Annotated in this window: 19 protein-coding genes; 10 read left to right on the top strand and 9 right to left on the bottom strand. The window is 70.2% G+C overall.

Translation table 11 applies throughout. The annotated features are described in order from the left end of the window. Positions 1 to 158: 158 nt before the first annotated feature. The 4 genes from LJ657_RS18945 to LJ657_RS18930 all read right to left on the bottom strand — a co-directional run bounded on the left by LJ657_RS18945 (position 159) and on the right by LJ657_RS18930 (position 4806). Entirely contained in the window at positions 159 to 1319 is a 1161-nt protein-coding gene (locus LJ657_RS18945) for an oxygenase MpaB family protein (RefSeq protein ID WP_232649857.1), read from the bottom strand. Positions 1320 to 1356: 37 nt separating this feature from the next. Beyond that, the gene (locus tag LJ657_RS18940; RefSeq protein ID WP_232649801.1) at positions 1357 to 2412 is read right to left on the bottom strand and encodes a polyprenyl synthetase family protein; all 1056 of its coding nucleotides are present in this window, start codon (positions 2410 to 2412) and stop codon (positions 1357 to 1359) included. Continuing rightward, positions 2402 to 2680, bottom strand: a complete 279-nt coding sequence (locus LJ657_RS18935) for a polyprenyl synthetase (protein ID WP_232649800.1) — start codon at positions 2678 to 2680, stop codon at positions 2402 to 2404. The genes LJ657_RS18940 and LJ657_RS18935 overlap by 11 nt, the downstream gene beginning before the upstream one ends. Positions 2681 to 3030: 350 nt before the next feature. After that, entirely contained in the window at positions 3031 to 4806 is a 1776-nt protein-coding gene (locus LJ657_RS18930; RefSeq protein WP_232649799.1) for a cellulose-binding protein, read from the bottom strand. 241 nt (positions 4807 to 5047) lie between these two features. Here LJ657_RS18930 and LJ657_RS18925 point away from each other — a divergent pair, with 241 nt between their 5' ends. The 5 genes from LJ657_RS18925 to LJ657_RS18905 all read left to right on the top strand — a co-directional run bounded on the left by LJ657_RS18925 (position 5048) and on the right by LJ657_RS18905 (position 12535). After that, positions 5048 to 6016: an expansin EXLX1 family cellulose-binding protein gene (locus tag LJ657_RS18925; protein WP_232649798.1), complete on the top strand. Its 969-nt coding sequence runs from the start codon at positions 5048 to 5050 to the stop codon at positions 6014 to 6016. Between the two features lie 146 nt (positions 6017 to 6162). Then, positions 6163 to 6693 (top strand): SigE family RNA polymerase sigma factor, encoded by a 531-nt coding sequence (locus LJ657_RS18920; RefSeq protein WP_232649797.1) that lies wholly within the window; start codon positions 6163 to 6165, stop codon positions 6691 to 6693. Continuing rightward, a complete protein-coding gene (locus tag LJ657_RS18915; protein ID WP_232649796.1) occupies positions 6690 to 7475 on the top strand; it encodes a hypothetical protein in 786 nt (261 codons plus the stop codon). The genes LJ657_RS18920 and LJ657_RS18915 overlap by 4 nt, the downstream gene beginning before the upstream one ends. Before the next feature lie 530 nt (positions 7476 to 8005). Further along, positions 8006 to 10429: a non-reducing end alpha-L-arabinofuranosidase family hydrolase gene (locus LJ657_RS18910; protein ID WP_232649795.1), complete on the top strand. Its 2424-nt coding sequence runs from the start codon at positions 8006 to 8008 to the stop codon at positions 10427 to 10429. A 480-nt stretch (positions 10430 to 10909) separates the two neighbouring features. Continuing rightward, complete coding sequence (locus tag LJ657_RS18905) at positions 10910 to 12535, top strand: RICIN domain-containing protein (protein ID WP_372487934.1); 1626 nt, start codon at positions 10910 to 10912, stop codon at positions 12533 to 12535. Positions 12536 to 12690: 155 nt separating this feature from the next. Here the strand turns inward: LJ657_RS18905 and bglX are convergent, their stop codons facing one another. The 3 genes from bglX to LJ657_RS18890 form a co-directional block, all read right to left on the bottom strand. After that, positions 12691 to 14976 carry a beta-glucosidase BglX gene (gene bglX, locus LJ657_RS18900; RefSeq protein ID WP_232649794.1) on the bottom strand — a complete coding sequence of 762 codons (2286 nt, stop codon included), beginning with the start codon at positions 14974 to 14976 and terminating at the stop codon, positions 12691 to 12693. A 275-nt stretch (positions 14977 to 15251) separates the two neighbouring features. Continuing rightward, positions 15252 to 15920, bottom strand: a complete 669-nt coding sequence (locus tag LJ657_RS18895) for an ROK family protein (RefSeq protein WP_232649793.1) — start codon at positions 15918 to 15920, stop codon at positions 15252 to 15254. Positions 15921 to 15958: 38 nt separating this feature from the next. After that, positions 15959 to 16588 carry a TetR/AcrR family transcriptional regulator gene (locus LJ657_RS18890; protein WP_232649792.1) on the bottom strand — a complete coding sequence of 210 codons (630 nt, stop codon included), beginning with the start codon at positions 16586 to 16588 and terminating at the stop codon, positions 15959 to 15961. A gap of 141 nt (positions 16589 to 16729) precedes the next feature. On the opposite strand from LJ657_RS18890, the gene LJ657_RS18885 reads away from it, so the two are divergent. The 4 genes from LJ657_RS18885 to LJ657_RS48965 all read left to right on the top strand — a co-directional run bounded on the left by LJ657_RS18885 (position 16730) and on the right by LJ657_RS48965 (position 20964). Continuing rightward, positions 16730 to 17668, top strand: coding sequence for an MBL fold metallo-hydrolase (locus tag LJ657_RS18885; protein WP_232649791.1), 939 nt, complete (start codon positions 16730 to 16732; stop codon positions 17666 to 17668). Between the two features lie 78 nt (positions 17669 to 17746). After that, positions 17747 to 19345: an MFS transporter gene (locus tag LJ657_RS18880; protein ID WP_232649790.1), complete on the top strand. Its 1599-nt coding sequence runs from the start codon at positions 17747 to 17749 to the stop codon at positions 19343 to 19345. Further along, on the top strand, positions 19342 to 20286 hold the full coding sequence (locus tag LJ657_RS18875; RefSeq protein ID WP_232649789.1) for a fumarylacetoacetate hydrolase family protein: 945 nt from the start codon (positions 19342 to 19344) through the stop codon (positions 20284 to 20286). The genes LJ657_RS18880 and LJ657_RS18875 overlap by 4 nt, the downstream gene beginning before the upstream one ends. Positions 20287 to 20361: 75 nt before the next feature. Continuing rightward, the gene (locus LJ657_RS48965; protein ID WP_372487931.1) at positions 20362 to 20964 is read left to right on the top strand and encodes a transposase; all 603 of its coding nucleotides are present in this window, start codon (positions 20362 to 20364) and stop codon (positions 20962 to 20964) included. On the opposite strand, the gene LJ657_RS18865 is transcribed toward LJ657_RS48965, so the two are convergent. Next, positions 20873 to 21637 carry a glycoside hydrolase family 12 protein gene (locus tag LJ657_RS18865; RefSeq protein WP_232649788.1) on the bottom strand — a complete coding sequence of 255 codons (765 nt, stop codon included), beginning with the start codon at positions 21635 to 21637 and terminating at the stop codon, positions 20873 to 20875. The genes LJ657_RS48965 and LJ657_RS18865 overlap by 92 nt on opposite strands. Before the next feature lie 547 nt (positions 21638 to 22184). Further along, positions 22185 to 22379 (bottom strand): hypothetical protein, encoded by a 195-nt coding sequence (locus tag LJ657_RS18860; RefSeq protein WP_232649787.1) that lies wholly within the window; start codon positions 22377 to 22379, stop codon positions 22185 to 22187. A 387-nt stretch (positions 22380 to 22766) separates the two neighbouring features. On the opposite strand from LJ657_RS18860, the gene LJ657_RS18855 reads away from it, so the two are divergent. Further along, on the top strand, positions 22767 to 23822 hold the full coding sequence (locus LJ657_RS18855; protein ID WP_232649786.1) for a LacI family DNA-binding transcriptional regulator: 1056 nt from the start codon (positions 22767 to 22769) through the stop codon (positions 23820 to 23822). Positions 23823 to 23897 lie beyond the last annotated feature (75 nt).

Below are 23897 nucleotides of genomic sequence, written 5' to 3'. Positions count from 1 at the left end.
CCCGCCGCGTTCGGTGCGGACAGCACGCGGTGCCGTCGCTCGAAAGCTCCGGCCTCGTGCCCCGGCCCGGGCGACGCCGGCAGGTCTGGCCGAGAACGCACCCTCCGCTCCCGTGCGCATCGTCTCCTGCGCCGGGAGCGGTCCGGGCATGTGCGTGATCAACAGACTGTGGCCGCGGGGGGATCCCATCGGCGGGTGCGGGGTACCGCAGGGGAGATGCCGTAGTCCTTCTTGAGCTGTTCCGGGATGGCGTAGTGCATGACGCGCCCGCGGGTGAGGGAGGACAGTTCGAAGACGGTGGTGAGGTGGCCGATGCGGTCCAGGGCCCAGGCACCGAGGGGGGAGCGGTCCTCGATGGTCTCCAGGACGCCGAGGAGGTGGGGCACGGCTTTGACGACGGTGTCCCACGGGGTGTGCGGTACGTCGAGCCAATCGGCGCAGGTGTCGCCGATGAGGTGGCGGATCAGAGCGGAGACGATCGGGTCGAAGAAGGTGCCGGGCACGATCTCCTCGTAGAGGTCGATGAGCTGCCGGGTCAGCTGCGCGCCCTCTTGCGAGGGTCCCATGTGCCGGATCATGTACAGGTCGAGGAACCGGCGGGCCTCGTCGAGCGTCTGGGGGACCGCGTCCTGGTCGACGCCGAGCATGGCTCCGACCACCCGCCACGCGTAGTAGTAGGCCTCCGCGCCTTCCTGTGACATGTGGATGCCGAGGCGGTGCAGGCTGTCCAGCACGAGCAGGGAGAAGAACATCTGGCCGCCGATCATGTCCTCCTGGCAGATCGGCACTCCCAGCGCGGCCGCGTCCCATTGGTTCTCGCGCCCCAGGTGGTGGCGGATGGAGGCGTGCAGGAGGCGGACCTTCTGGGCGGCGGGGACGAAGCGTCCGCCGGCCTCAAAGGCGTCGGGCTGCATCAGGTAGACGGTGAACTGGCCTGTCTCCGCCATCCGTTTGGAGGGGTACTTCAGTCCGTGGGTGGCCGACAGCAGCTTCGCCACGTGCGGTACGACGTAGCAGGCGGGCATGGAGGCGAAGGACAGCGCGGTGGAGATGTGCACGTTGTTGTCGATGAAGAACAGCCGGGCCTTCTCCATCTCCGACCAGTCCACCCAGGCCGGCGGGACACGAGTGGCCTCGAGGTACTCCCGTGCGACCTCGGGCAGACCGTCCGGCAGGGGAGCGCCGGCGAGGGAGACGTAGCGCATCAGGCTGTTGAACGTGCCTACCTGGCCGCGTTCGAAGAGCGTGGCGACGGTGGCGTCGGCGAGTTCGTCACCGGCCTGCCGCAGGGCGTCCATCGACGCGTCGGTGTACGTCATCGTCATGGCGGGGCTCCGTTGTGGGGTGGCTGAGGTCTCAGAACTGGCGGTCCGCCGCGGAGCGGGCCAGTGCGGTCAGGGCGGTGCGGGCAGGGGCCGGTACGTCCAGTTCGTCGACAGCACCGAGCGCCTCCTCCACCCGGACGCCGATCATGGCCTCGATGCGGTCGGGTGCCCTCAGCACGCGCATCACCTCGCGGACCGTGTCCAGGGCATCCGAGTCCAGGCGGCGCCGGCCCAGCAGGGCGCGCAACCGCGCGCGGTCGTCCTCCCCGGCCAGGCGCCAGGTCTCCGCCAGCAGGGCCGTGGGCCGGTGGCCTTCCACATCGTCGGCGTCGGCCTTGCCGGTGCGCTCCGGGTCCCCGAACAGACCGAGCAGGTCGTCCCGCAGCTGGAACGCCTCGCCCAGCGGCAGCCCGTACGCGGAGTAGCCCTCGCGCAGCCGTGTGCCGGCCCCGGCCAGGGCGCCGCCGATCAGCAGGGGCTGCTCGACGGTGTACTTGGCGGTCTTGTAGCGGATCACCTTCAGCGACGCCTCGGTGTCCGGGCCTGCGCCGGTACGCAGGATCTCCAGGCACTCGCCCGCGATCAGTTCCCGGGCCATCACCGACCACAGGGGGCGGGCACGGGCGAGGTACGCGGCGGGCAGGCCGCTGGTGGCGAACAACTGCCCGGCCAGCGCCATCAGCAGGTCTCCCACCAGCATCGCCAGCGACCTCGCGGCCGCCGCGCCGCGCGGACGACGCCGTACGGCATCGCGCAGGGCGACATGGGCCGTGGGGCGCCCGTGCCGCAGCGGACTGTCGTCGATGAGGTCGTCGTGAACGACCGCGGCGGCGTGCACCAGCTCCATGGACGCCGCCGCCCGCACCAGCGCGTCGCTGTCCGGCTGGCCCACCGCGCGCCAGCCCCAGTAGCAGAACGCCGCGCGCAGCCGTTTGCCCTCCGCGACCGCGGCCTCCAACTGCTCGGCCACCGGGCTCAGGAGCGGATCGATCGCGGCGAACTGATCGGCTTCCCGGGCGACGAACCGGCGCAGCACCTCGTCGATGCGGACCTTGAACGCGACCGGCTCCCACCGGTCAGTCATCATCGGCGCTCTTCCGAGCCGACACATGCCGGGCGAGGATCTCCAGGTGAGCCGGGGGCACGGCCGCGTACCGGTCCAGCACCAGGCGCCCACGCGCCGCGAGGTCGTGTTCGGCCTGCGCGGCGAGCTCCGCGGCGTCCGAGCGGCGCAACAGCCCCCGCATCGCGCCGACGGCAGTACCCAGCGTGCTCACGGCCAGATCGGCCAGCCCGGCCACCAGCAGCAACGCCTGCTCGTCCAGGCTTCCGCGCCGTCCCGTTTCTCGCGTCATGCTCTTCCCCCACCCACAGCCCATCCGGGCGGCGCCGGTCACGCGCCGTCCCTTCGAGCATCGCGTCATATCGGGCGGGAGTCCGGAAGAACTCACGATCGGGTGATCACGTCGATCGATCGTGCGGATCGCCGCTGCGCGGCCCCGCACTCGTCAGTCTGGCGCCGGGCTGATCACCGTGGCGGTTCCGCCGCCCACGCCTGCACGATCGCTCCGCCGTCCTCACTGCAGACACATTTCCTGGTGCCGTCGACACCGGCACGGAGGCCGGCGGCCCGGCGCGCCCGCCACGGTGGGTGCACGGGTGGGCGGCGGTGCTGCCGGGCCGTCAGCCGCGGGCGCGGCGGGGGTCACCTGCCGTGCGAAACCCTGCTGCGGCGTATGCGAAGCACCAGCACGGAGCCGGCGGCCACGGCCAGCAGGCCGCCGACGGCGCTGTAGGTGACAGCATTGCTCATCCCGGTGGAAGCCAGGCCGCCGGTCGTGCTGCTCCGGGCCGGCCGGCCGACGGGTGCGCCGGCTGCCGTGGCCTGCGCTCGGGTCCCGATCGCGCCCGAGGCGGAGGCAACCGGCGCAGCGGCGGTCGGAGTGGGGGCAGGAGACGGGGCGTCAGCGCGGGTGGCCGCCGACGCGCGCTTCAGCTGGAGAGTCGTGATCGAGTACGGGGGCAGCGTCTGTGCGGCCGCCGTTCCCCGCGTCGCCGTGGTCAGAGCGGTGCCGCCCTTGGTGAACGAAACGGTCCTGACCGTCTCTGGGGCCGGGGTGTATCCGGCGTAGGAGAGCGACACCTGCGCCGCGTTCTGCGGGTTCTTGTTGATCAGCATGACGTTCAGGCCGCCGTTGCTGCTCCGCACCGCGTGCACGGCGACCGACCGGTTGGCCGAGGACGCCTTGACCATGGTGTCGCCGGGCTGTGCGAGTGCGGTCAGCGAGCGGATGCCCCAGTAGGTGGGGAAGGGCGTTTCGCGGGCCGGTTCGCAGGTCCCGCCGGAGCAGGATCCGACGGAGAGCACGCCCCCGTCCTGGTAGTCGGTCTCGCCGTTGACGGTGGTGGGCTTGCCCATGCCGTTGTGCAAGTCCCACCAGTCGACGTTGACGGCCCCGTGCTCGAGCCAGCTCATGTACGTGTCCGGCGCGAACAGGGCCGCGGCCTGGCTGGTCTGGGCCGGCGACATGGCGCTGGAGGTCTCGGTGACCGCGATCTTCACCGAGGCGGCGTGCGGGCCTGCGTAGGTGTCGAGCAGTGAGCGCACCGCGGAGGTGGTGCCGGCGATCTGGGCGGGGGTGTTCAGGATGTCGGCCGTGCCGGCACCGCTCGGGTACCAGTGGATGATCACGAAGTCGATCGACTTGCCCGCGATGGAGAGCACGGTGTGGTTCCAGTCGGCCTTGTCGCCGGAAGCTTTCAGCCCGTCCGGCCAGGAGCCCGGAGTGGTGAGCACCGCCCCGATCTTCACCGTCGGGTCCACGGCCTTCATCGCCTTCGCGTAGGCGAGCAGGTTCTTCGCGTACGCCGTCGGGCTCTTGTCGGCGTGAGTGTCGACCTCCCATTTGCTGCCGTAGTGCCCGTTGCCGGGGATCTCGTTGCCGATCTCCCAGTACTTCACGCCGTAGCCCTTGTCGACGTTGGCGTACTTGACCCAGCCGGCGGCCTCCTGGGGGGTCCCGGACCCGTAGTTGGCGGTGATGATCGGTTGGGCGCCGACCTTCTTCGCGGTGGCCATGAAGTGGTCGAAGTCGGTGCCCGGGGCGGCCCAGCTGCCGCCGGTCACGGTATGCGTCTTCCAGTGGTAGGCGTCCGCGACCGAGCCGCCGGGGAAGCGCAACTGCCGGATCCCGGCCGCCTTCATCAGCGACGCCGCCGAGGCGTCGTTCATGTAGGCGTCGTAGACCGCCGTGTTGAGGCCGACCCCGGTGCTGGGCATCGTGCCCAGTGAGGTGCCTGCGTCGACGGTGACGGCGACGGTCGGCGCGGCTTCCGCGCTGAGCGCCAGGGCGCCCGCGCCGGCCCCTGCCAGCAGGGCCGCCACCGCCCCCGCCACGATGTGGCGGCGCGTTCGGCCACGGCGGTGCGTACGGCCCCGAGGCGTCGGCTCATCGGCGGTTGTCGGGTCGTCAGGTGACACGTGGGGCTCCCGATCGGAGTGCGTGGTTACGGGTGGCGCAACGCGGCTGACAGCGCTCGCCGCGGTGGTGCACCCCTAGGTGGCCGCGCGGGATGGAAAGGTTGCCGCCGTATCCGATCTTCGTCAGATCCCTTTCGTCCGTGCACCGGTCGCCGAGAAATCAGCGTCGGGGCGGCAACCTTCTCGTCTCCTGCGGCAACTGGGAGCCGGAAGGCCGAGTCGAACTACCGGATGGACGGGCATGAGGACAACGAAGCACGCCGCGCCGCAACCGTGGCGCAGGCGCGGACCGGTCACGGGCATTCCCTTGGGGCTGCCGGTCATCGGTGTGCCGGCGTGCCTGGCCCTGACCGTCCGCACCGGGAGCGGAACCGGTATCGGAAGGGCAGCCGACGCGGCCGCCGCAGGCGTGCGGGCGGCCACCCCGTCCGGCGTCGGGTCTGCGGCGGGCGGCGGTGCGGGTGCGACGGTGCAGCTGACGGCCTCGGCCAGTCCGGCGATCCCGGCTTCGGCCTCGGCCACGCCGTCGCCTTCGGCCACTCCGGCGGCCTCGGCCACCAGTACCGCGCCCGCGAGCTCCAGGGCGGCGGCCCTGGCCGGACGGATCAGACCGGCCGTCAGCTACCAGGGGGCCGGCACCGCCTACGCCGCCGGCGACGGCAGCGGCTCCTGCCGGCACGGGCCGTCCGACGACCTGATGGCCGCGGCGATGAACGTCACCGACGATGAGTCGGCCAAGGCGTGCGGGGCCCACGTACTGGTCCGGGCGGCCGGCGGAGCCACCATCACGGTACGGATCGGCAACGAATGCCCATGGCCCTGCGCGCCGGGGCGACTCGACCTCAGCCGACAGGCGTTCGCCAAGCTCGCCGACCTGTCGGTGGGCCGGCTGCCGATGACCTGGTCGCTGCTGAGCCCGGACCTGCCGGGCACGATCGCCATCCGGTACAAGAGCGGGTCCACCAAGTGGTGGCGCGGGATCCAGGTGATCGGCCACCCGAACCCGGTGGCCGCGCTGGAGGTGCGGACCGCCGGCGGCCGGCGGCGGCTGCCCCGCACCGACCACGACTACTTCCTGTCCGCCGACGGCACCAGCCGCGGCGGAGCGCTCGGGATCACCGACATCCACGGGGAGCGGCTGACCGTCGACGGCCTCGCCGTGCGGCCGGACGTCACGCAGCCGACCGGCGTCCAGTGCGCCCGGCATTGAGCAGCCCGCCGGTCAGCCTTCACCGGCCCGCAACCGAGCACGACCGCCGTTCGTATCCCGGGCTGGGCGCTGTTAGGCTGCGCCCCCCATTGTTGTTAAACGTGCAACCAACGCGCACATCATTGCCAGGAGAGGGCGACCGGGGGATGCTCCTCGACGACGCGTCCGCGGAGTTCCACGAATTCTTCGAACGCCACTATGCCGAACTCGCTCGTCTAGCACACCTCCTGACCGGCGAGAGCGACGCGGCGGACGACCTCGCGGCGGATGCCCTGGTCGCCCTGTGGCAGCGCTGGGACCGGTTGCGCCAGGCCGACCACCCGCTCGCCTACGCCCGCGGTGTGGTGGCCAACCTGGCGCGGGGACGGATCCGCAGCGCGGTGCGCGAGCGACGCCGGCTCACGCTGTTCTGGTCCCGCAGCCCCGAGAAGGTCGAGGGGCCGGACATGGCGGCCGTGCTGGACGTCCGCGCGGCGCTCGCCCGGCTGCCGTTCCGCAAGCGCGCCTGCGTGGTGCTGCGGCACGCCTTCGACCTGTCGGAGAAGGACACGGCGGTGGCGCTGGGCATCTCCGTCGGTACGGTGAAGAGCCAGACCTCGAAGGGAATGGCCGAGCTGGAAAGGACACTTGGCGGACGAGCGGTCGGGGACCTGGTGGCAGGGACGAGGAAGCGGTGAACGAGGAGATTGCCCGTCGGCTGCGCGAGGCCGCCCAGGCCCACCGGCCCGACCATGCGCGGATGCTGGCCCGGGTGCAACGCGGCGTGGCCGGCCCCGCCGTCCGTCACCGCGCGCGGCCGTTCGCGAGGTCTGGGACCAGGGTCGCGCTCGCCGGGCTCGCCGCCACCGGCATCCTGGCGACCGGCGGCCTCGCCGTCGCCGCCATCGTCGCGAAAACGTCGGCGACGGCCACCGTGACCACACCTGCCGCTCCGTCCCCGACCGTCAGCTCCCCGCACCCGGCATCGGGCCGCCCCACCCCTGTTGTGCCGGCCCCGGTCACCACCCCGGGCAGCGCGCGCCCGACTCCGCCGGCCACCAGTGCATCGCCGGCCGCCGGCGAGAGCCAGAACGGGGCGCTGTGGTCGGCCGGCTCGATGGACCCGCGCAGCACCGTCTACTGGACGCAGAGCAACCTCGTCCTCAAGACGGCCCAGCCGCTCACCTCGCTCACGATCGAGATGCGGATCGTGCAGACCGGCGGGGTGCGGAGCACCGGCACCTGGCAGACCCTGCCGAGTGGTGACTTCACCGTCACCGTCAAGGAGGCCGGCGGCACGCTGGTCTACCGCTGGGTCCTCAAGCCGGGCCTGACCGTGCCGGCCGGGAGCTTTGAGCTCGCCGCCCAGTTCAACAACGGCACCGGCGTGCGCAGCGCGGCGGGCGACGGCTACCGCGTCGACGCTCAGGGTTCGGGCGGCTCCGCGTCGGTCCGGGGAGGGTTCGTCCCGACCCGGTGAACGCCGCTGTGCGGCAAGGGGGCGAGTCCCCTTGCCGCACAAGCCCGATGGCCGAGCAGATCCCGGTGAGGCGCCCCGGGTCGAGTACCAGCGCAGCAGGTGTCGCCGGGTCGGCCACCGGCCCGGCGAAGACCCGCACGTCCCGGGCACCCGGGCGCACCGGCGGCCCCGTACGGACCGGTGGGCCGTTGAGGACGTCGGTCAGCTCCACGGGGGACTGGACCTCGGTGGGCGACCAGCTCCGGTTGTGGACCACGTGCAGGCGGCGTCCGTCCGGGCTGGGTGCCAGTGGTCGCGGTGACGGTCGCGGGGAGGCCGCGCCAGCCGCTGACGGGGCCCGGTCGGCAGGGCCGGCGTCGGTCCCGTCGAAGCCGGTGGCCCCCATGGTGGCCGGCAGGTCGCAGTGGAACTGGGCTGGGGAAGGTGACGGCGGCCGTGAAGACTCTTCTTCGATCGCGGCAACCTTTGTGCGCGTGGCGGCAACTGGCGGGTAACCGGGGCCGGATCAAGGCCCGCTGTGTCAGAAGGACATGCCGTTGTCAGATCAGAACCGCTCTCATCGCCGCCGTCCGGCCACCCGCCGCGTGCTCGCCGCGGCCGTGGTCCTCGCCGCCGCTGGTGCTGCTGTACCGCTGGTCGCTCTGGCCGCACACACGCCGGATGCCCGCACGCTGGCCGCCGCAGCGGCCGGCAGCGGCCGCTACTTCGGTACGGCAGTGCCTTCGGGCAAGCTCGGCGACTCGACGTACTCCACGATTCTCGACCGGGAGTTCAACATGATCACCCCGGAGAACGAGATGAAGTGGGACACCACCGAACCCTCCCGCGGGTCGTTCAACTTCGCCCCCGCCGACTCGATCGTCGGCCACGCCACCGCGCACGGCCAGCGAATGCGGGGCCACACCCTGGTGTGGCACTCGCAGCTGCCCGGCTGGGTGAAGTCCATCACCGACGCCGACACTCTTCGCAGTGTGATGAAGAACCACATCACGACTGAGATGAACCACTTCAAGGGCAAGATCTATGCCTGGGACGTGGTCAACGAGGCGTTCGCCGACGGCGGCAGTGGCCGGCACCGCAGCTCGGTGTTCCAGGACGTGCTGGGCAACGGCTTCATCGAGGAGGCGTTCCGCACCGCGCGGGCCGCCGACCCCTCGGCCAAGCTCTGCTACAACGACTACAACATCGAGAACTGGACCGACGCGAAGACGCAGGGCGTGTACGCGATGGTCAAGGACTTCAGGTCCCGTGGTGTGCCCATCGACTGCGTCGGCTTCCAGAGCCACTTCGGCGCAGGCGGGCCGCCGGCCGGCTTCCAGACCACTCTGTCCAGGTTCGCCGCGCTCGGCGTGGACGTCCAGATCACCGAGCTCGACATCGCCCAGGCGTCGCCGACGGCGTACGCCAACGCCGTCCAGGCGTGCATGAACGTCGCTCGCTGCACGGGCATCACGGTGTGGGGCATCCGCGACAGTGACTCCTGGCGCACCGGTGAGAACCCGCTGCTGTTCGACGCGGGCGGCAACAAGAAGTCCGCCTACAGCGCGGTCCTCACCGCCCTGGGCAGCGGCGGCACGCAGAGCGGGGGCATTACCTCCGGCACCGTCTACACGCTCTCCAACGCGGCCTCCGGACGCGTTCTCGACCAGCCCGCGGGACACAACGGCAACGGCACCCCGCTCCAGGTGTGGGACGCCGGCGGTGCCTCCAACCAGCAGTGGCGGGCCGGCCAGAACAGCGACGGCTCCTACACGCTGACCAACGTCGCCAGCGGCCGGGTACTGGACGAGCCGGGCAACCAGACGGCCAACGGGACGAGGATGACGGTCTGGGACTCGGGCGGCGGCGCCAACCAGCACTGGCGGGCCCACCGGAACAGTGATGGCTCCTACACGCTGACCAACGTCGCCAGCGGCCGGGCGCTGGAGATCCCCGGCGGAAAGACCGCCAACGGCACTCCCGTCCAGATCTGGGACTCGGGCGGCGGCGCCGCCAACCAGCACTGGAACTTCAGGCCGTCGACCCCGACGACGCCCACGCAGACGGGCAGCACGTGTGCTCTTCCGTCCACGTACCGGTGGACGTCGACGGGTGCGTTGGCGCAGCCGGCGAACGGGTGGTCCGCGGTGAAGGACTTCACCGACGTGGTGTACAACGGCAAGCACCTGGTCTACGCGTCGAGCGTGTCGGGATCGTCATACGGCTCGATGGCGTTCGCCCCCTTCACGAACTGGTCGGACATGGCGTCGGCCGGCCAGACCGGGATGAGCCGGGCCGCGGTGGCGCCCACGCTGTTCTACTTCGCGCCCAAGAACATCTGGGTGCTGGCGTCCCAATGGGGTGCGTCACCCTTCGTCTACCGCACCTCCAGCGACCCCACCAACCCCAACGGCTGGTCCGCGCCGCAGGCGCTGTTCACCGGCAGCATCCCCGGCGCCGCTCCGATCGACCAGACCCTGATCGCCGACGGGCAGAACATGTACCTGTTCTTCGCCGGTGACAACGGCAAGATCTACCGGGCGAGCATGCCGATCGGGAACTTCCCGGGCAGCTTCGGGTCGTCGTACACGACGGTCATGAGCGACACGACGAAGAACCTGTTCGAGGCGCCGCAGGTCTACAAGGTCCAGGGCCAGAACCAGTACCTCATGATCGTCGAGGCGCGGGGTGCGAACGAGCAGCGCTACTTCCGCTCGTTCACGGCCTCCAGCCTGAGCGGTTCATGGACCCCGCAGGCCGCCACCGAGTCCAACCCCTTCGCCGGCAAGGCCAACAGCGGTGCCACCTGGACCAACGACATCAGCCACGGTGACCTGGTCCGCAACAACCCCGACCAGACCATGACCATCGACCCCTGCAACCTGCAGCTCCTCTACCAGGGCAAGTCCCCCACCGCGAGCGGCCCCTACGACCAACTGCCGTGGCGGCCGGGCCTCCTCACCCTGCAGCGCTGATCCACGGTGATCGCGATCGGGTGCGGTCTGCCGGCACGTGGACGAGCGGTCCACTGCGTGGACAACCCCACCTGCTGACATGTCAGGCGTTCGCCGCCGCCGGCGTTCGCCGTGCCGCGCTTCGCGGCGAACGGGAAGCGGTCAAGGCGAAGAAAATCTGTGGATCTTCGCGGCAACCTTTTCGGCCTCTCGGACCACTCAGTGTTGTCCGGCCAAGGGGTCCGGTCAGATGCAACGGCTGAAAGAGAGAGCACAGGCGTGTCCCTGGAACGAGAGCACAGACATGTCCCCGGCTCACCCACCTCATCGGTGGCGCCCCAGGCCGGCGGCCACCGTGGCGACGGCGGCGGGCGCGGTGGTCGCCCGAAGCATCGTGGCCGTCGGTTGCTCGCGCGCCGGGGTCTGTGGGCGGGTCTCGCCATGGTCGTCGTGGCCGGCTCGGCTGTCGTGGTCAGCCAGGCTTCGGCGCAGCAAAAAACCGTGGATCTGAAGAAGTGGTACGTGCTGGTCAACCGCAACAGCGGCAAGGTGCTGGACGACCGCGCCTCCGCCAAGAACGACGGCGCGGCGGTGGTGCAGTGGAGCCGTCATGGCGGCCCCAACCAGCAGTGGCGGTTCATCGACGCGGGTGACGGGTACTACCGGCTGCAGAACCGGAACTCCGGCAAGGTGCTGGACGACCTCGGCTGGTCGAAGACCGCCGGCTCCGCCCTCGTGCAGTGGAAAGACCTGAACGGCACCAACCAGCAGTTCACACTGGCCAAGTCGCCGAACGGCTACGTGCGTTTGGTCAATCGCTTCAGTGGCATGGCCGTCGATGTCCACAACGCCGCCAAAGCCAACGGGAGCGGTGTCGTCCAGAACCGCGACCGGGGCGGCGCCGATCAGCAGTGGCAACTCGTCCCGGCCGGGAGTGCCGGCAGCTCCGGTACGCCCACCGCGCCGAGCGGCAGCGTTCCCACCAGCCGGGCTCCGAGCAGCTCGCACCCGTCGTCGACGCCGTCTCCCGTGGCCGGTGGCGGCAGTTCGACGACACGTTTCATGGGCAGCAGCACGGTGCTCATCGGCGGGTCGATGTCCGACGCCTCGGCGGCCGCCGCGCCGTTCGACATGCGGTACGCCTATGTGCACAGCCGGCCCGCGCCGTCGTCGGACTACTACTCGGCAGCGCGCTGCCACGACGATTGGTCGGGCTGGTGGGGCTGCTGGAACGGCAGCACCACGGCGCCCGGCACGTACGTGACCTGGCGGGACTCCGTGGCGGCCCAGGCGACGTACAAGGGCAGCCCGCGCCCGCAGAAGATGCTCTGGACCTGGTACTCGTTGCGCGACCTCGGGGATGCCGCAGGCGAGGGCGACGGTCCTGGCGAGGTCAAGGCCATCAACAGGACCGACCTGCTCACCCGCTACCTCAACGACTACCGCTTCTTCCTCCAGAAGATCGGCACGTCGCACGACGCGATCGACCTCGAACCCGACTTCTGGGGCTACGTCCGGTCGCTCGGCAATCCGCACCAGGTTCCCGCACAGGTCTCGGGCGCGAATCCGACGGATTGCGGATCGCAGGAGAACAGCGCCGCCGGACTCGCCCGCTGCCTGATCTCGATGGCGCACAAGTACGCGCCGAACACCGCCGTGGGGCTGCACCTTTCCTGCTTCGACTGGCAGACCAACACACAGGCATGCGTCAAGGACTACGCGAACCTCGGGGCACAGAACGCCGACTTCCTGGTCTCCGACGTGTCGGACCGCGATGCGGGCTGGTATGCACAGCCGGCCCACGGCGGCCGTGACGAATTCTGGACCGACCAGAAGGCCGCTGACCGTCTGGCGTTCTACAAGACGATGGCCGAGTCCGTGGGCAAGCCGGTGGTCCTGTGGCAGATCCCGGTGGGCAACATGGCGCAGAACAACACCCTCAACCACTACAAGGACGACAAGGTGGACTGGTTGCTCGGGCACATGGACCAGGTGGCGAACGCGCATATCGCCGGGCTGCTGTTCGGTGCAGGGCAGCAAGAACAGACATCGATCGAGACCGACGGCGGAAACCTGATCAGCAAGACGATCGCCTATCACAACTCGGGCGGTACAGCGCTCAAGTAGGCGGGGCGCGCATGCCGGCCGGCATCTGGTCGGCCTCTCGGCTGGTGCCGGTCGTGGGCGTGTGTGCCCCGGGTGGGCAAGCCGCTGCTCGCGAACGGACCGGGCCACGCCTGCCGCCGGGAGGGCGGTGGTCGCCGGGTCGCCGACGCGGGCGGTCAGCCGATCGTCAGCGTCGTCCTGGCCGTCGCGGTCGAGCTGTTGCCCACGTAGATGTCGATGTCACCTGTTTCGAGTTCGAACCGTCCCCCGGTGTCGTGTGTCCAGAAGCCGAGGTCCTCGGCGCCGAGGCGGAAGCGGACGGTGGTGCTCTTGCCCGGGGCCAGGCTCACCCTGCGGAAGCCACGCAGTCTGCGGACCGGTTGGACGATGCTCGCGACGGGGTCGTGCAGGTAGAGCTGGACGACCTCGTCGCCCGCGCGCTCGCCGGTGTTGCGTACGGTGACCGCCACCTCGACCGTGTCGCCCTTGCGCAGGGCGCCCGCCGAGACCCGGCGGGTGCTCAGGATGGGGTCGCTGATGGTGAACGTGGTGTAGCTCAGTCCGTGTCCGAAGGGGAACTGCGGTCCGTCGGGCAGGTCGAGGTACTTGGAGGTGTATTTGTTGTTGGCGTCGTAGGGGCGGCCGGTGTTCTCGTGGTTGTAGTGGATCGGGATCTGTCCGACGGTGCGGGGGAAGCTCACCGGGAGCTTGCCGCCGGGGTTGACGGCGCCGAACAGCACGTCCGCGATGGCGTTGCCCGCCTCCATGCCGGGGTGCCACGCCTCCAGGACGGCGGGGGCGGCATCCAGCCAGCTGCCGATGGTGAGGGGGCGCCCGTTGACCAGGACGACGACGAACGGCTTGCCCGTGGCCGCGATCGCGGTGACCAGGTCCTCCTGTGCCCCGGGCAGTGTGATGTCGCTGCGGGCGCTGGCCTCGCCGCTCATGGCCGGGGGCTCGCCGACCACGACGACGGTGAGGTCCGCGGCCTGGGCCGCCGCGACCGCGTCCTTGATCCCGGAGGTGTCCGTGCCGTCCGCGTTCACCCCCGCGACGGAAGTGACCTTGGCCTGGGGGGCTGCGGCCTTGACGCCTGCCAGCAGGGTCACCGCGGGGAACTTCCCGGCCCCGGGGCCGGACCAGGTCCCTTGCAGATCGTTGGAGTCGGCGAACGGGCCGACCACGGCGATGGAGCCGATACCCGGGCGCAGGGGCAGGGCGTCCTTGTCGTTCTTCAGCAGCACCATGGACCGCGCGGCCGTCGCCCGCGCCGCGGCACGGGTCTGCTTCGTCGGCTCCGTGACCGCCGCGTCCTCGTCGGCGTAGGGGTTGTCGAAAAGCCCGAGGCGGAACTTCAGACGCAGGATCCGGGAGACCGCGTCATCGAGGCGGCGGGCTGTGATCCGGCCGCTCCTGAGGAGTTGTCTGCCGTGGTCGGCGAGGTTGGTGCTGACCATTTCCATGTCCACCCCGGCGTTCAGGGCGAGTCGGCCGGCGTCGGCGCCGTCGGCGGCGAAGCCGTGGACGATCAGTTCCTGGACGCCGGTGTAGTCGCTGACGACGAACCCGTCGAAGCCCCACTCGTCCTTGAGGATGTCGGTCAGGGTGTGCCGGTTGCCGTGGGCGGGGACGCCGCTGACGGTGTTGAAGGAGGCCATGACGGTGGCCACCCCGGCGTCCAGGGCCGCCTTGAAGGGCGGGAGGTAGTGGTTGCGCAGGTGGGCCTCGGAGGTGTCGACGGTGTTGTAGTCGCGGCCGCCTTCCGCGCCTCCGTAGGCGACGAAGTGCTTGGCGCAGGCCGCGAGCCGGGTGTCGGAGTCCAGGTGGGTGCCGTCGCCCTGGTAGCCGCGGGTCTTGGCCGCGGCGAAGGCCGCTGCGAGGTAGGGGTCTTCGCCGCTGCCCTCCGCGATGCGGCCCCAGCGCGGCTCGTGGGTGACGTCCATCATCGGGGAGAACGTCCAGCGCACCCCGTTGGAGCGCGCTTCCGCGGCCGAGACCTCGGCGTCCTGCTCGGTCACCGCCGGGTCGAAGCTGGACGCCTGCGCGAGGGGGATGGGGAACGTGGTCCAGAAACCGTGGATGACGTCGAGGCCGAACAGCAGCGGGATGCCCAGCCGTGATTCCTCGACGGCGAGACGCTGGAGCTCGTTGGTGGATTTCGCCCCGTAGATGTTGAGCACGGACCCGAGCCTGCCCGTGCGGGCGGCCTTCTCCGCCTGATCGGTCTGCCCACCGCCGGGGCCGGTGTCGCCCGTCCAGGACATCTGCTGCAGCTGCCCCAGCTTCTCCTCGACGGTCATCCGGCCCAACAGGGCTTTGATCTTCGCCTCGTAGGGGCCGGCCTCGCGCTTTGCGGCCGCGACCGAAGCGGTTTGCTCGGCTTGTGCGGTTCCCGTGGCGGCTGCGGCGGCGACCGTACCGCCGAGTGCCGTGATGACCGTACGCCTGCGTACAACACCCATGCCTTCATCCTTTGAATAGGAGGGGCGAACAATGGGTGGATCATTGGCCTGCTTCCTTCAACAGTTGCAGCACGTTACGGAATGGTTGCGTCCACGTCAACGACTTCTGCAGTCCGGAACTTGGAGCAACATTCCCTGTTAGTCGGGCAGTTCTGCGGGGCAGTGGTGACCGGCAGCGGTGACCCGCAATCGCCGACTCCGTCTGCAGACAGCAGCGTTGGGTTTCGTTTGTGAAGCATGTGCTGTAACGGTGAGGGGCCGTCGGCGCGGCTGGTTCATCCGGCGGCCGGGGCTTGTCGCATGGCGGTCGCCACGGCGCCGAGCAGTTCGGCGCGTTGCTGGAGTTTGCTGGCCATGACGGTGACGGCGTGGGCACCGGCCGGTTGCGCGTATCGGTCGACGGATTCGCGGACGCCCGCCACCAACGGTTCCCCGGCCGCCCCGAGTTCCCCGCCGAGGATGATCGCCGCGGGGTTGAGGCAGTTGACGAGGTCCGCCAGGACCAGGCCGATGGTCCGCCCGGCATCGGTGATCACGCGCGCGGCGGCGGGCCTGGCGGCGGGTTCGGCCAGGGACGGGAGGGAGTGGGGGTCCGTCTCCGGTCCGGCCGACGACAGCACGTGGGCCAGTTGTTTGCGGACCTCGGTGATCGAGACGACGGTCTCCAGGCAGCCGCGGTTGCCGCACCGGCACAGGTTCGTGGAGTCCTGCAACCGGGTGTGACCGATCTCGCCGGAGATGCCGGTCGAGCCGGGGTAGGTGCGCCCGGCAAGGACCAGGCCGGCGCCGATGCCGTGTGACGCCTTGATGTACAGGAAGTCGTCCAGTGAGCGTGCGGCGCCGAAGGCGTGCTCGCCGCGGGCTCCCATGTCGGCGTCGTTGGCGACGGACACCGGGTGGCCGAACCGGCGGCCGAGTTCGTCAGCGGGGCGGGGGCGCGGCAAGGGACGGGAGTGGGGCGGGAGTTGGGTCGGCAGGGTGCTCAGCGGATGGCAAGGAGGCCCAACAGGATGATGTCGAGTGCCCCGGCGAGGCGCTCGTGCAGGTCGAAGGGGGCCGGTTCCTCGCGGATCCAGCGCAGGATCGTCGAGAAGTAGCAGGCGGCCAGGAGTTGGCCGGCCTGGTCGCAGTCGACGCCCGCCCTGATCTCCCCGCGCCGCCGCCCTTGCTCGACGATCCTGGCGAGTTCGACTTCCAGGGACGGGTCCTGCAGGAGGTGCCCGTACCGCGCTGAGGCGTCCATCAGGACGGTGGTCTCGGCACGTGAGGCGGCGTTGAGGTCGCCCATCTCCTTCAGGTAGCGGCGCAGCCGGTCGCCGACCGCGAGATCCTCGGCGTGCTCCGCGCCGAGGATCTCGGCGACGCGGGCACGGCGGCGGACTCCCCATTCCTCGAGGAAGCCGACCTTCTGCGCGAAGTGGTTGAAGACGGTGGCCCGGGCGACATCGGCGGCCTCGGCGATCTGCTCCATGGTGGTCGCCTCGTATCCCTGGGCGACGAAGAGACCGACCGCCGCCTCGTACAGCTCGTCGTGCAGCTTCCGACGCCTGCGCTCCTGGCGTCCGACGGCCGCGCCGCCCTCGGAGGCGGCTGCCGCGTCCCGGATCTTCATGGCCCTCAGTACAGCACAGGGCCGCACACCTCTTGACCCCTCCCCGAGACCTATCTAGATTCCTCTCCACTGCTGGACCAGAGTCCAGCAGTGGATGGAAGTCTCGCACTGTTGAGCGCGGGACGCTGACAAGGAGGCAACGTGGCTTCCGTGACATCCCGGACGGGCCGTGTCGCGCTCGGACACGGCTGTTACGCCTGGATCGCGGGCGATGCCGGATGGGGTATGAGCAACGCCGGGCTGATCACCGGCCGGGGCGCGTCACTGCTCGTCGACACCCTCTACGACCTGCGGCTGACCAGGACCATGCTCGACGCGCTGGAGCCGCTCACCGCTCCCGCACCGATCTCCACCGTGGTCAACACCCACGGCAACGGCGACCACTGGTTCGGCAACCAGCTCGTGTCGCACGCCGAGATCATCGCGGCCCGCGGGTCCGTGGCGGACATGCGGCAGGTGGGCCCGGCCGACATGCGCGCACTGACCGGCATGGACAGCCCGGCCGGACACTTCGCCCGCCGGATCTTCGGCCGCTTCGACCACACCGACATCGAACCCGTCCTGCCGAACCGGGTCTTCGACGGCGAGACCGTCCTGGACATCGGCGGCACGGAAGTCCGCCTCATCGACGTGGGGCCCGCGCACAGCGCCGGCGACACGATCGTCCACGTGCCCCAGGCGCGGACCGTCTACACCGGCGACATCGTGTTCGCCGGAGCGGCGCCGGTCGTCTGGCACGGTCCCTTCACCCGCTGGCTCGCCGCCTGCGACCTGCTGCTGGGCCTCGACGCAGACATCGTCGTACCCGGCCACGGCCCCGTCACCGCCAAGCGGTCCGTCCGCGAGATCCGCGACTACCTGGAACACGTCCACGAGCAGGCCACCGCCCGGTTCACCGCCGGCATGCCCGCCATGGACGCGGCACGCGACATCCGCCTCGGCCGCTTCACCGACCTGGACGAGAGCGAACGCCTCGCCGTCAACGTGCACACCGTCTACCGGGAGCTCGACCCCTCACTGCCCCCGCTCGACGGCCCCGGACTGTTCGGCTGCATGGCCGAGCTCTCGCCCGGCCTCTGACGACGCTCCCCGCACCGACGAATCTCCCCTCCGCTCCCCTCGGGCCGTACGACCCGCCAACCCCTCCAAGGAGGAGACATGGTCTCCACTCCTGCCTACGACCCACCGCTCCCCGCGTCCGAGACCGCACCGGCCGCTGCGGCCCGGCACACCGGCACGATCGTCGCCGGCTGTCTGGCCGTCTGCCTGGCCCAGATCGGCCTGGTGCTGCCCGCCGCGATCAACGGCGAGATGCAGCGCGCGCTCCAGACGTCCGGCGCGGAACTGACCTGGATCAGTGACGCCTTTCTGGTGCCCGCCGCCATCCTGGCGCTGACCTTCGGCGTCGTGGGCGACCGCTACGGCCGCAAGAAACTCGTCGTCGGCGCGGCACTGCTGGCCGCCGTCGGCTACCTGGTGTCCGCCACCTCCGCCACCCCGGCCCAGCTGATCACCGGCCAGGCGATCTCCGGAATCGGAGCAGCCGCGCTCTTCCCCGCGTCCCTGGCGATGATCACCGCGATCACGACCACCCCGGCCGCACGCGCCAGGGGACTGGCCTCCTGGACCGCGGCCCTGTCGCTCGGCGCCTTCATCGCCCCGCTGATGTCCGGCGGCATCGTCGAACACGGGCCCTTCCAGTGGGCGTTCGGCGTGACCGGCGTGCTCGCCGTGATCACCGCCGGGGCTGCCTGGCTGCTCGGCACCGAGTCCAGCGCCCCGGAGGGCCGCTCGCTGGACTGGCCCGGGCAGATCACCATCGCCGTGGCCCTGCTCGCCCTGCTGTACGGCATCATCCAGGGCCCCTCGGACGGCTGGAGCTCGGCCCCCGTCGTCGCGTCCTTCGTCACCTTCGCCGTCTTCATCGCCGTGTTCGTCGTGGTGGAGAACCGCAGCGCGGCCCCGATGCTGAGGCTGAGCCTCTTCCGCATCCCGGCGTTCGCCGCGTCGGCCGCGATGGCGGTGATCGGCATGCTGGGCTTCCTCGGCGGCGCGTACGACCTGAGCATCCGCCTCGGTGTCATCCAGCACCGGAGCCCCTTCGAGGCCGCGATACCGGTCATGATCATCCAAGCGTGCACGCCGTTCATCTGGCCCCTGCTGGTCCGGCTGCTGCACCGCGTCGGACCCGGGCCCATGCTCGTCACCGGCTTCCTGGCGATGGCCGCGGGCCAGCTGTGGCTGCGGGCGCTGCCGATCCACGAGACCGCTCTGCCGCCCATGCTGGGCCCGCTGATCCTGAACGGCGTCGGCTTCGGCCTCGTCGTCGCCGCGATCACCGCCGCCGCCGTCAACGTCGTACCGCAGAACCTGACCGGCATGGCGGCGGCCACCACCAGCCTGGTCCGCGACCTCGGCCAGACCCTCGGCCCGGCCGTCGTCGGCGCCGTCGCCCTCGGCATGGCCGCCAGCCGGCTGACCGGGAGCCTCGCGGATGCCGGACTCACCCCGAAGGAGCACGGCATCGTCTCCGCCATCCTGCACGAGGGCGGGCCGCTCGCCCTGCACAGCGTCGACCTCGGGCCACTCAGCGCCAAGCTCGCCCCCTACACGACGGACGCCCTGGCCCACGGCTACGACAACGGACTGATCCTCACCGCCGCCGCCTGCGTGACCGCCGCCGTGATCGCCGCCGTCTTCGTCGGCTTCCGCCCGAGCGGCAACGCGCCGGCCGAGGCGGAGAGGAGCGCCGCGTGAAGTTCGCGAGCTTCGTCCACGACGGGAAACGGCAGTCGGGAGTCGTCGCCGACGACCGGCTGCACCCCTTCGAGTACCCCGTCGACCTGCTGGACCTGATCGTGGAAGGGGAGGAGGCCCTGCGAGGGGCGGGGGAGCGCGCGCTGACCGCCTGCCAGCCCGTGCCCCTGGGCGACGCGCACCTGCTGCCTCCGCTGCAACCGCCCACCGTTCGCGACTACATGACCTTCGAGAGCCATGTCGCGGGAGTCGCACAGGGATACGGCGACACCGTCCCCGAGGAGTGGTACGCAGCACCCGCCTTCTACTTCACCAACCCGTACGCCATGATCGGCGCCCACGACGACGTGCCGGTACCGCCGGGCTGCGGGCGCTTCGACTTCGAACTCGAGGTCGCCGCCGTCATCGGCAAGGCGGGCCGGGATCTGACGCCCGAGCAGGCACGCGACCACATCCTCGGCTACACGATCCTGGGCGACTGGTCCGCCCGCGACCTCCAGGGCCGCGAAATGAGGGTCAGACTCGGCCCGGCCAAGGGCAAGGACACCTCCACCACCCTCGGCCCCTGGCTCGTCACCGCCGACGAACTCGCACCCCACCGCGACGCCGACGGCCTCCTCGACCTCGCCCTCACCGTCGCCGTCAACGGGAAGACGGTCGGACAGGACCGACTGGCCAACATGGCCTGGACGTTCGAGGAGATGGCGGCGTACGCCTCCCGCGGCACCTGGATCCGCCCCGGCGACGTCCTGGGCTCCGGTACCTGCGGCAACGGCGGCTGCCTGGCCGAACTCTGGGGCCGCCACGGCATCCTCGAACCACCGCCCCTCGTCCCCGGCGACAACGTCACCATGACGGTCGAGGGCATCGGCACCATCAGCAACACCGTCGTCGAGGGCGTCGCCCCGGTGGCTCTGCCACCTGCCCGCCGCAGGCGATGACCACCGTGCGATGAGCTCTGGCACCACCCCAGTTCCGGACACCGCGTCCGGCACCGGAGAAAAGCAGGAACAAGCATGAACAAGGTGGACAAGGCCATGACCTCGGCCGCCGAGGCGGTCGCCGGCATACCGGAAGGGGCGCCGGCAGTGGGCGGCTTCGGGCTGTGCGGCATACCCACCGTGCTCATTCGGCACCTGCGTGCCCAGGGCGCCCTCCTCATGCGGTGCGCCGACTGCGACATCCCCGAAGTCCGCACCGTCGACCGCTGGTGGCCCGAGATCCAAGCGTTCATCGCCACCGGCCACGGCAACGCCAAGAGCGAAGGCATCAACCTCATGATCAAGCTCGCCGCGCAAGCCGCCCACGGCTTCCGCAACCCCACCAACCAACGCCTACACACACGCTGCGTCACCACCCGCCGGGCCCGAGGCCGCCTCCACCCCGCGCCTAAATTCGAAGACTCCGCACACCTTGCCGCCGGAATTTTTCGTTCGAGGCCCGGCGGCAAGGTATGCGTTTGGGAATGGCTCCGGCGTTCGTCTCCATGCGCGGACGGAATGCACCGTCGTGGCGCGCGTATTGCGGCTAGATGCTTGATCCGCCGCCGGAGGTGTTGTTCCACCAGGCGCTGTAGGAGTTCAGCGAGTACCGCTTCTGCACAGCGCTGGTCGAGGTGATCTCGATGCCGAACTGCATCGTGTCGAAGGTGGTGTTGCGCAGGAGGTTCTGAGACGCGGCCCATCGCCAGACCGCCGAGGCGTCTATGGAGCCGGTGTTGCTCTGCTGGGCGGGGATGAGCTGCAGGACGTTCCAGCCGGGGTCGGCCTGCCAGACCGACGCGTACAGGACGCCGCCGATGGTCACGTTGGACGCGATCTGCCTTCCCCAGCCGCCTGCCGTTCCGGTCCAGCTGGTGAAGACCATGATCTCGTCCTGGTTGCCGGTCGACCAGATGTCGCTCGTCCAGTTCCAGTGGTCACTGCCGGCGACGGGAGCCGACGACGTGTTGTACCAGAAGCCCGCCGAGTTCAACTGCGACATCGGCGTCTGGGGCCGGACCGAGGTGTTCGGGTAGGACTTGATCCCGCCGCCGGAGTGGTTGGCGTCGACGTACCAGGACTTGATGCTGTTGACGGTCTGGCACTGCGTGCCGGCGTTGTCGCCCCAGATGTTGTTGTAGATCGTCCAGCTGCCCTGGGTGTACTGACCCCACCGGTCGCAGGTGGAGAACGCCTGGGCCTGCGCCGGAGACGCGAAGCTCAGGAACCCGGCGATCACGGCGACGATCAGGGCCAGCCGACCGAACCCGGCCGACTTGCTGCTGATGGATTTACGGGCTTGCCATCTCATGTGTCCCTCCAAGGACGGCGATGGGTTGTTCCGGACCCCCCGGTCTGGTGGCGGACTCTGGCGCCGCGAGGTGTCGCTCGCCGGCGAGTCCGGGCTCGGGACGGCGCGACTCAGCCCCGTCCGAGGTGCTTGCGCAGTTGGCCGACTGATCGGCTTGATGGCCGGCCCTGGGCGAAGTGGTTCCTTCCGCTGCTCCCAGTTGGAGTCCCCGCCGAAAGCGAGACAGCCGAGACGGTCGATCAGCTGACGCGTTGACACCTTCGCTCCGTTGCATGCGGTGCTGCTCGCGATGGTGGGTGGCTCGTGTCGTCGAGGTGGCGCGCTCAGGAACTGCGGGAACGATGCTCGGTCCCCCTGCTTTCAAGCACCGGGCTTGGCAGACGCACGTGCAAAGCGTCGAAGCGCTTGCGTCTGAGGACAGTAATGATGGGACGTCTGAACAGCAAGGCTCTGCGCAGGAAGCCACAGTTCTTTCACCTGCGGCCATCACTGTCGAAGCGCTTCGAATACCATCGGCCGCGCCCGCCACCTGGCCTTCACGGAACCGCTACTGGCCCTGGTGGATGTGGCGGAAGGTGCCGGGGCAGGTGCCGATGTGACGGGTGAAGAACTTCCCGAAGTCGGTGGGGTCGACCGGCGAAGGTCGGCTTGAGGTAGTTGCGGATGATGCCCTCGGCCCGCCCGTACGAGGTGCCTCGTCGAGTTCGGCGACTCTGAGCCGGTGGTCGAGCAGGAACGACATGGGCACCTGCCGCTAAGGGTGTCGCTTCTCGTCGACCTGGTGGAGGAGCCCTTCTTCGAACCGGTTCGATGGAAGCCGGCACCGTCTCGATGTGGATCTCCTCTGCCGTGCACGATCGACCCTTCTGGCAGGGGGCAGGGTGCTCCCGTCCGTCGAATCGGCCTTTGGCCTGCTGGCAGGCAGGCGCATATCTGGGTGAGGCAGACACCGCACCTGAGTGCGCCGACGTTTCCGGGTCGTTACGAGAATTTCGGCACGGGGTGTTGACGTCCGTTCGGGCTGCTCCTACCTTCACTTCACGCGAACCGGTTCGACGATCGGCGTCTGGCCGACTTTCCTCCTTCGGAATGATCGAACCGGTTCGAACCCTCTCGGCAAGGAGCCCCCGTGAACATCGGTGAGATCGCCAAGCGGGCCGGTGTCTCGCGGAGCACCGTGTCCTACGCCCTGAGCGGGAAGCGCCCCGTGTCCGAGGACACCCGTCAGAAGATCCAGCGGGTCATCGACGAGCTGGGCTACCGCCCGAACGCGAGTGCTCGTGCCCTCGCCAACGGCCGGACCAACACCATCGGTCTGGTCTTCCCGCCGGCGGGCAACCACTACACCGGCATGCAGCTGGACTTCATCGGCAGCGTCACCGAGGCCGCCGCGGCTTACGACTACGACGTGCTGCTCTCTCCGAGCGGTGTGGACAGCGACCGCTCGTTCCAGCGGCTGCTGGGCGAGCGGCGGGTCGACGGCGCGATCCTGATGGAGATCCGCCTGCAGGACGACCGGCTCGAACATCTGGCCGCGCTGAACTTCCCTGCCGTCGCCATCGGCCGCACCGCCCACCCGGAGGGCGGCTGGTGGGTGGGCCTGGACCACATGGCACTGGCGGCGGCCTGCGTCCACCACCTCGCGGACCTGGGCCACCGCAGGATCGCCTTCGTCAACCGTCCCGAGCAGCTCCTGCGGGCCGGGTACGAGTCCGCCCACCGGGGTCTGGACGGCTTCACCAAGGCCGCGGCGGAACGCGGTCTGACCGTCCGGACGTACTGCTGCGGGGACGACCCTGCCTCCGGCCTCGCCTGTCTGGAGCGGATCCTGCACGACGACCCCGCCACCACGGCCCTGGTGACCCTGAACGAGGCAGCGCTCGGCGGCCTCTACCGGGGGCTGGCCCAGGCCGACCGCCATGTGCCACGCGACTTCTCCGTCACCGGAGTGGTGGCCAGCAGGTGGGCGGAGACAGTGACTCCGCAGCTCACCGCGGCGGACGTACCGGCGGAGCAGATGGGCCGCCTCGCCGTGGACCTGCTGGTCGAGCGGCTCGACCACCCCGACGCACCGGCCCGGCATCACCTGCTCGCACCGCCGATCTCGTTGCGAGCGAGCACCGCACCCGCCGGCCCCGCACCCGCCGGCCCCCCTGCGGGTTTCGGCGCCCCCACGCACCCCTGACCGTCACCCCGCACACCCCCCTTCATCTTCCGCACCCCTGACCGGCGGCCTGCGCGACGCACCGCCCGGGTGCGG

The sequence above is a fragment of the Streptomyces guryensis genome (assembly GCF_021261325.1).
GTDB lineage: Bacteria > Actinomycetota > Actinomycetes > Streptomycetales > Streptomycetaceae > Streptomyces > Streptomyces guryensis.
Note: the sequence above shows the minus strand (reverse complement) of the source record. Positions and strands in the feature narration are given on the sequence as shown.

Excerpts from the sequence above, each read along its gene's own strand:
- LJ657_RS48965 (WP_372487931.1), top strand. The coding sequence starts at position 20,362 with ATGAACAAGGTGGACAAGGCCATGACCTCGGCCGCCGAGGCGGTCGCC.
- LJ657_RS18945 (WP_232649857.1), bottom strand. The coding sequence starts at position 1,319 with ATGACGTACACCGACGCGTCGATGGACGCCCTGCGGCAGGCCGGTGAC.
- LJ657_RS18860 (WP_232649787.1), bottom strand. The coding sequence starts at position 22,379 with ATGTCGTTCCTGCTCGACCACCGGCTCAGAGTCGCCGAACTCGACGAG.
- LJ657_RS18940 (WP_232649801.1), bottom strand. The coding sequence starts at position 2,412 with ATGATGACTGACCGGTGGGAGCCGGTCGCGTTCAAGGTCCGCATCGAC.
- LJ657_RS18865 (WP_232649788.1), bottom strand. The coding sequence starts at position 21,637 with ATGAGATGGCAAGCCCGTAAATCCATCAGCAGCAAGTCGGCCGGGTTC.
- LJ657_RS18925 (WP_232649798.1), top strand. The coding sequence starts at position 5,048 with ATGAGGACAACGAAGCACGCCGCGCCGCAACCGTGGCGCAGGCGCGGA.
- bglX (WP_232649794.1), bottom strand. The coding sequence starts at position 14,976 with ATGGGTGTTGTACGCAGGCGTACGGTCATCACGGCACTCGGCGGTACG.
- LJ657_RS18935 (WP_232649800.1), bottom strand. The coding sequence starts at position 2,680 with ATGACGCGAGAAACGGGACGGCGCGGAAGCCTGGACGAGCAGGCGTTG.
- LJ657_RS18880 (WP_232649790.1), top strand. The coding sequence starts at position 17,747 with ATGGTCTCCACTCCTGCCTACGACCCACCGCTCCCCGCGTCCGAGACC.
- LJ657_RS18920 (WP_232649797.1), top strand. The coding sequence starts at position 6,163 with ATGCTCCTCGACGACGCGTCCGCGGAGTTCCACGAATTCTTCGAACGC.
- LJ657_RS18910 (WP_232649795.1), top strand. The coding sequence starts at position 8,006 with ATGCCGTTGTCAGATCAGAACCGCTCTCATCGCCGCCGTCCGGCCACC.
- LJ657_RS18890 (WP_232649792.1), bottom strand. The coding sequence starts at position 16,588 with ATGAAGATCCGGGACGCGGCAGCCGCCTCCGAGGGCGGCGCGGCCGTC.